Source organism: Bartonella sp. AD328YNZD, from assembly GCF_042196425.1.
Genome location: NZ_JBHIQG010000089.1, coordinates 1 through 7,779, shown reverse-complemented (window position 1 = coordinate 7,779; position 7,779 = coordinate 1). Strand labels below are relative to the sequence as shown.

At 35.7% G+C, this 7,779-nt stretch carries 5 protein-coding genes; 3 read left to right on the top strand and 2 right to left on the bottom strand.

What is annotated here, in order from left to right:
• Positions 1 to 914 (bottom strand): D-2-hydroxyacid dehydrogenase family protein (locus ACFIO3_RS05805; protein ID WP_375704193.1); only part of this gene is annotated, 914 nt, incomplete at its 3' end.
• Between the two features lie 1,012 nt (positions 915 to 1,926).
• On the opposite strand from ACFIO3_RS05805, the gene ACFIO3_RS05800 reads away from it, so the two are divergent.
• From ACFIO3_RS05800 to ilvC, 3 genes are all read left to right on the top strand, one after another.
• Positions 1,927 to 3,048, top strand: a complete 1,122-nt coding sequence (locus ACFIO3_RS05800) for an ATP-dependent RecD-like DNA helicase (RefSeq protein ID WP_375606996.1) — start codon at positions 1,927 to 1,929, stop codon at positions 3,046 to 3,048.
• Between the two features lie 84 nt (positions 3,049 to 3,132).
• Complete coding sequence (locus ACFIO3_RS05795; protein WP_375606997.1) at positions 3,133 to 3,867, top strand: pyridoxine 5'-phosphate synthase; 735 nt, start codon at positions 3,133 to 3,135, stop codon at positions 3,865 to 3,867.
• A gap of 1,288 nt (positions 3,868 to 5,155) precedes the next feature.
• The gene (gene ilvC / locus ACFIO3_RS05790) at positions 5,156 to 6,175 is read left to right on the top strand and encodes a ketol-acid reductoisomerase (protein ID WP_375606998.1); all 1,020 of its coding nucleotides are present in this window, start codon (positions 5,156 to 5,158) and stop codon (positions 6,173 to 6,175) included.
• Positions 6,176 to 6,291: 116 nt separating this feature from the next.
• Here ilvC and ACFIO3_RS05785 read toward each other — a convergent pair whose 3' ends face one another.
• Positions 6,292 to 7,683 (bottom strand): amino acid permease, encoded by a 1,392-nt coding sequence (locus ACFIO3_RS05785; RefSeq protein WP_375606999.1) that lies wholly within the window; start codon positions 7,681 to 7,683, stop codon positions 6,292 to 6,294.
• Between the last annotated feature and the right edge of the window lie 96 nt (positions 7,684 to 7,779).

Genomic DNA, 7,779 nt, shown 5'->3' with positions numbered 1-7,779 from the left:
ATAAAAGAAGCTATATTTTGGCAAGCTTTTTCAAAATAATTCTCAAAGCTTTCTTCAGTCACATAGCCCAGATGCGGTGTGCAAAGAACTCTATCTGATTGCAATAATTTGCTCTCATATACTGGTTCGCTGTCATAAACATCCAGTGCAAAGTAAGTTGAATTTTCCAAACTGAGTATTTTTTCTATCGCCCCTTTTTCAACCAAAGCTGAACGCGCTGTGTTGACAAAAATAGCATGAGTTTTCATGCTCAATAGATCATCTAATTTTATGATTTCTCTGGTTTTATCGCTTAAACGTAAATGGACGGATATAACGTCAGGACGTGTAAAAAATTCATCTTTTGAATGCGTAAAATGATAACCTAAATTTTTTGCTTCTTGCGTTGAACGCTCGCTCCCATAAACCAAAATGGACATGCCAAAAGCTTGAGCATATTGAGCAACCATTTTACCAATACGCCCAAATCCGAATATTCCAAGAGTAGCCCCTTTCATTTGGTTGCCAAATGTTGTTTGCCATCGTCCTTTTTTCATATCAGATACAGATTTATAGAGTTTCCTACGCGCAGACATAATTAAGAGCCATGCAAATTCAGCAGCAGAAGTTGGGTCTCCACCACCGTCTAATATTTTAATTCCTAAATCTCTACAAGCTTCTATATCAATATGTGAACCTATAGGGCCTGTTTGGCAGATCAATTTTAAATTTGGCAGTTTCAGGAGAAGATTTCTATCAACTATAGTCCGTTCTTTGATTAAGATCAGAATATCGATCCCTTTGAGCTTATCTTCTAAATCACATTCTTTAGCTAAATTATTTATAACCAGCACTTCATGTGATTTCATTAATTTTGTAATAGACTGTAATGTTAGGGTGGCTTTTTGATAGTCGTCTGGAATTAATATTTTCAATTTAAACCTCCTGTTTCATTCATCAATATTTGAGTTCATTATTTCATTTCTAAAACAAACAAAAAGCAATATTACCGCTGATATTTTGGCATAACGCCAAGCCTATTAACAAATTATCCCCCTTGATTTCATTGTTATTTTATAGCAATAAGAATAGCATTAATCAGTTAGTTTTTATAAACTTTAAAACATTGCGACAAAAAGAAAAAGTTTGACTCAGTAGATGGAAAATTGCGCTTTTCTCATATTCTAGAGGACAAACCTGAAGTGCTACGCTGGACTGAAACCATGTTCCAGTTTTCTTATAATAGACTATCAAGAAGGACATATTTACGAACCATATTTTATTGTTGAAACAGAAAAAGCTCCATATTTGTGCAAGATAAAGCGTGCTTCATATAAGCGTTATTTGTAGCATGAAGAGTAAATTTATTAAAATCATGATAAGAGGGAAATAGGAACTTTAGAGGTGTATCATCATAGGATTAAGTAGTTTTGTTGAGAGCTATTTTTATTTCTGCCAAAATGTTTTTAATATATTTAATTATTATTTCAGAATAGTAGATATACTTTATTTTTATGTGCAAGAAAGCTGATTTTTTGTGTAAAATAGTATTCATAAAATTACATTATTTTTATCCTGTTAAGGACATTTTTCTAGCTAGGGTTTTGCAAAGGCAATACTCTTTTTCTCATTCTAAATTTTGGTTATAAAAAGCGTATACTAGGTGTTATTTTAACTTTAAGATATGCATATTCCATTGTTGGTGTTACTATTGTAAAAAATGATATTTTATTCGATAAGTATAAGGTATTACCAAGAAGATCGATGTATAGATAAAATTTAGATTGTTACACTATCTTGAAAAAGTAATGGGTAAATAATTGATAATTGTGCTACGAAAGTTGTTAGATGGGCGTGTATCAGCAATTCTTAATAAAAAAGTTTTTTTTTATAGTCGGTTTTTTTCAAAATACTGCTCTTTTTATGCAAAACTTATATTGGTAAACTATGCAGTTTTCACGGGAACAGGATAATGCATTGAAGGCTGTTGCCGCGTGGTTGAGGGAAGGGCGTTCTCCTCTTTTTCGCCTTTTTGGCTATGCGGGAACGGGTAAGACGACGCTTGCACGCTATTTTGCAGAGACAGTTGATGGTTCTGTTCAATTTGCTGCTTTTACAGGGAAGGCGGCGCAGGTTTTGCGTTCTAAAGGTGCAAGCAATGCTTGTACTATTCATTCGCTAATTTATAGTCCACGTGGAGAAGAGGAAGTTTCCGATGAAATAACAGGAAAAAAGTCTATTGCTCCAACATTTACGTTAAATCGAAGAAGTGCTGCTGCACAAGCTAAACTCATTATTGTTGATGAGTGCTCGATGGTCGATGAAAAATTGGCGCGTGATTTAATGAGTTTTCGAACGCCAATTCTTGTTCTTGGTGATCCAGGTCAATTGCCTCCTATATCTGGTGGAGGCTTTTTTTCTAATGGAGAACCAGATTTTCTTCTTTCAGAAATTCATCGGCAAGCGCGAGATAATCCGATTATACGTCTTGCTATGGACGTGCGCGAAGGACGCGATATTGCTTATGGTGACTATGGAGAAGCGCGCGTTGTTACACGTAAAGAGGTCAATCAACAATTGGTTTTGGATGCTGATCAGGTCTTGGTAGGGGTTAATCGTACACGCCACCTTTATAATCAGCGTTTGCGTGTGTTAAAGGGATTTACAGCAGATTATCCGCAAGCGGGAGATAAGCTGGTGTGTTTGCGAAATGATCCCATTAAAGGTTTGTTGAATGGCTCTTTATGGAAGGTGATGACTTCACAGAAGGAGACCGTTAAACCAAGTATTAATCTTCTTGTGAAACCAGAAGAAAGTGAGCGTGGGGTAGCAAAGATTAAACTTTTAAAAGCAGCGTTTGAAAACCCTGATCAAGAAATTTCATGGCAATTAAAAAAGCGATATGATGATTTTGATTATGGGTATGCATTAACGGTTCATAAGGCGCAAGGTTCTCAATGGAATAACGTCGTTTTGTTTGATGAAAGTTTTGCATTTCGTGATATGTATGCACGCTGGCTTTATACGGGAATTACCCGCGCAGCAGAGCATTTAACGATTGTTCGATAGAGAAAATGTGTGTATCATCCCAGTTTCAGATAGAAAATGCCTTTTTTCTATCTTGTTACACACTATAAAAAAATGGAAATGGGCATGGCGGTAAAACTTTCGGTTAATCTTAATGCTGTTGCTGTTTTGCGTAATCGACGTAATCTTCCGTGGCCAAGTATAACAAATATTGGGCATATAGCGCTTGCTGCTGGAGCAGCAGGTTTGACGGTTCATCCACGCCCTGATGAAAGGCATATTCGTTTTGCGGATTTGTCAGATATATACTGTTTAATAAAGAACAATTTTCCTACGGCTGAGTTTAATATTGAAGGTTATCCAAGTGATCAATTTTTGGATATCGCTGAAAACTATGCGGACCAGATTACCCTTGTTCCTGATGATCCAGATCAGTCAACGTCTGATCATGGGTGGAATTTTGCTCATGATGCAGAATTTTTAGCACCTATTATTCAGAATTTAAAAAAAAGAAAGATTCGTGTATCCCTTTTTGCTAATCCTGCTGTCGATGGTCTTGATATTGCTAAAGCAATGGGTGCTGATCGTGTGGAATTTTACACGGGACCTTATGGTGGTGAATTTCAGGATAAAACAAAACAAGATCAAGAGCTCAATAAACTTGTTTTAGCAGCAAGAAGAGCTAAAGAGTTGCAGTTAGGTATGAATGCTGGGCATGATCTGACACTTATGAACCTTCCTGCTCTGGTCAAAAGTATTCCTTGGCTTGATGAGGTTTCTATTGGCCATGGGCTTATTGCTGATGCATTAGAGTATGGAATGCATGATACTGTTCAGCGTTTTATCCGGTTATTATCGTAATCTTTGTTTCTCTATAAAATTGGGAAAAAATTTTTATAAAGCTTTATCAATTTATCTAAAAAAACAATTTTATATATGTTGAGATAAATAGCACTATTAGCGTACATTATAAAATATTCTATTTTCCTCTGTTTATTAGTAGCTTTCTATTTTTTGTGTTTTTTAGGGTATGAAATGCTTTTTTATATACCATCCATTATGAGGAAATTTTACCAAATCTACTTACTATAATTTTTTCGAAGGAATATAGTTTTTTAGAGTATTTTTCTTATAAGGGATTGGCGAAGAAATTTAAATGGATCAGTGCACAAAACTTATTGAGCGTCATAAGGTGTTTGAGAGATATCTTTTAATATGTTTGAGCTTATTTCACAGTGTTACTTGTGAAAAGTGTAACGTAAAACCTCTTATGCATCACCATTTTACGTCATAAAGATATAAGTTATCGTCTTCATTTTTGGGCTCGTTTAATGTTGCGGCAGCTTTTGCCATGCGATGGTTCATAAGACATATTCACATGCAATTCTGCTTGTGACGCGCAAGGGGGATGATTTCATCGAACAGATTTAAAGTCACAAAATGCTTTTTATGAATAGGCTCAATGTAATATGAGCTATTGCAATATTGGGAGCGAGAAAATAGAATGATGATATCAACTTGTAACTTTATAAAGTAAAGGGGGGCGTGTACGATAAATCTTAGATTATTATAGGGGGCTCTTGAAAAGAGTTCGAGCGCATTAAGAATTTTTTAATAAGCGCATGAATGAATAACACAATGGCATTCTGTTTTGCGTGAGAGGCGTGGTTATTAAAGAATGTAAAAAGTAAAAGCGTCTTCTCTATTATTCTAAAGATATTGCTGTACATGCTTTTGAAGGTTGTACTAAAACAATACTTGTTATTTTGTAATTTTTCTTGCTATCTATATTGATTTGGTTCATGTTAAAAATTGTGTGTTGTATCTTAATTTTTAGAATATAGCGTTTTGTTGCACGATAAAAGAGTAGAATATTAGCTAAATTTTCTTTAGAAATCTTATTTTGTGTAATTATTGTTTTTGTAGAATAGCAGTTGAAGTTTATTTGGGGATCCGTATATGTTTTAGGAATGTTTGGAGACTACAGTTTTTTCTATGCAATATGTAAACTTTAAAATTATTCAATTGCTGTGTTCTTATAAGCGGTGTTTTTTGTCTTTATAAGTGTGTGATGCACTGTAGATAATGTTTCTTATTGAATAAAAGTAATCTGAAATCCAGTTTAAATAGAGAAAGAAGGAATTTTTTTATGCGTGTTTATTATGATCGTGATGCGGATGTTAATCTCATTAAAGGGAAAAAAGTAGCCATTGTTGGTTATGGTTCTCAAGGGCGTGCGCATGCTTTAAATTTGAAAGATTCCGGTGTCCAAAATGTGCAAATAGCTTTGCGTCCAGGGTCGGAAACAGTTAAAAAAGCCATGGCTGATGGTTTTAAAGTGGTGAGTGTTGCTGAAGCAGCAAAATGGGCAGATCTCATCATGATGGCAACGCCAGATGAATTGCAAGCTGATATTTATAAGGAACATATTCATGATCATTTACACGATGGGGCAGCGATTGCTTTTGCGCATGGTTTGAGCATTCATTTTGGCTTGATTGAACCTAAAAAAAACGTTGATATTGTGATGATTGCTCCTAAAGGTCCAGGGCATACAGTTCGTCATGAATACCAACGGGGTTGTGGTGTTCCTTGCTTAATAGCGGTGGCGCAAGATGCTTCAGGGCATGCTCATAATGTAGCATTATCTTATGCATGTGGTCTTGGTGGTGGACGTGCTGGGGTGATTGAAACAACTTTTAAAGAAGAGTGCGAAACTGATCTTTTTGGTGAACAAGCGGTTCTCTGTGGAGGTCTTGTTGAATTGATTCGAGCTGGTTATGAAACATTAACGGAAGCAGGTTATGCACCAGAAATGGCTTATTTTGAGTGTTTACATGAAGTGAAACTGATTGTTGATCTCATGTATGAAGGGGGCATTGCAAATATGAATTATTCGATCTCTAATACAGCTGAATGGGGTGAATATATCTCTGGTCCACGTGTGATTACGGATAAAACCAGAGCAGAAATGAAACGTATATTGAAAGATATTCAAACGGGTAAATTTACATCGAATTGGATTCAAGAATATAAGGCTGGTGCTGCTCATTTTAAAAGTATGCGGCGTTTAAATGATAATCATCCTATTGAAGAAGTTGGTAAAAAACTTCGTTCTATGATGCCTTGGATAAAATCTAACGCTTTGGTTGATAAAGAGCGTAATTGAAGCTTCTACAGAGATATTTGATCAATAGCTTTTATAATTTTATAGATAAATATCAAAAAAAAGGGTAACTTTAGTTACCCTTTTTTATATGTTTTTGGCAACATAAGCTTTATTTTTTAATTTTTTGCATAATTCTTTCTTCCAAAAAGAAAGTATACAATCCCTAAAAATATAAACCACGCTGGAGTATATTTTAAAGCTATGGCAGTGTCAGCTTCTAATGACAATAAATAAATAATGAATGCAAAGAAAATAAGAAGCGCCCAACACATAACAACACCTCCTGGCATTTTATAAGGAGAGACAGTATGTTGGAGAGGACGATTGCGACGATAGACGATATAGCTGATCAAAATGATAGACCATACAAATATAAACAAAGTTGCGGCAATTGTCGTAACAATTGTAAAAGCAGCTATGAGTGTTTGAGATAACGATACAACGGCATAACCAAATAAGATGCATAAACATGAAAAGAATAATGCATTGGCTGGAACGTGGTTACGAGAAAGTTTTCCTAAAAACTTAGGAGCACCTTTTTGTGTTGCTAGCCCATATATCATACGGCTGGTAGAAAAAATTCCACTATTTGCTGAAGATGCGGCTGCTGTGAGGACAACAAAGTTCATCAAACCTGCAGCAGTTGGAATACCAATAAGTGCATACATTGTTACAAATGGGCTTTTTTCTGGACTGATTTGATCCCACGGCGTCACAGACATAATCACAAGAAGAGAGAATATATAAAAGAATACAATGCGGATTGGTATTGAATTAACAGCCTGTGGTAAAGCTTTTTGAGGCTCTTTTACTTCAGCAGCAGCTGTTCCAGCGAGTTCAATGCCAACAAAAGCAAAAATAACAATTTGAAATCCAGCAAAAAAGCCTGTAATTCCTCGCGGAAAAATATTCCCACCGTTCCATATATGGCTAAGAGAAGCAACCGTACCGTTTGGAGAGACAAAACCGGTAAAGATCATATAAAATCCTACAACGATTAGGACTAGAATTGCTACGATTTTGATAAAACCAAACCAAAACTCAAGTTCGCCAAATAGTTTTACTGCGACGAGGTTAAGAATTAAAAAGGACATAAGACCAATTATAACAGGAATCCACGGATTGAGTTCAGGCCACCAAAAGTGTGTATAAGTGACAATAGCAATAATTTCAGCAGTTCCAGTGACAATCCAACACAACCAATATGTCCAGCCGATAAAGAATCCGGCACATGGCCCTAGAAGATCGGTTGAGAAATCAATAAAAGATCGGTATTGTGTATTAGAAAGCAATAACTCTCCCATAGCACGCATGACAAAGTATAGAGCACAACCAATAATTGCATAAACGAGTAGAATCGAAGGCCCTGCTACACTGATTGTTTTTCCTGATCCCATGAAGAGACCTGTTCCAATCGCTCCACCAAGGGCTATAAGTTGTATGTGTCGGTTATGTAGTCCACGTTGCAATTTCTTCTTAGGTTTTTTTTCTAAATTTTGTTTATTCATTTTTGGGAGGTTCCCTTTAGTTATTTTAAGATAAAATTACCCTAAAAAAGGTAATCCCTTCTATCGAAACATGATATAGCTAGGGAGTAAAGGAAT

Excerpts from the sequence above, each read along its gene's own strand:
- ACFIO3_RS05800 (WP_375606996.1), top strand. The coding sequence starts at position 1,927 with ATGCAGTTTTCACGGGAACAGGATAATGCATTGAAGGCTGTTGCCGCG.
- ACFIO3_RS05795 (WP_375606997.1), top strand. The coding sequence starts at position 3,133 with ATGGCGGTAAAACTTTCGGTTAATCTTAATGCTGTTGCTGTTTTGCGT.
- ilvC (WP_375606998.1), top strand. The coding sequence starts at position 5,156 with ATGCGTGTTTATTATGATCGTGATGCGGATGTTAATCTCATTAAAGGG.
- ACFIO3_RS05785 (WP_375606999.1), bottom strand. The coding sequence starts at position 7,683 with ATGAATAAACAAAATTTAGAAAAAAAACCTAAGAAGAAATTGCAACGT.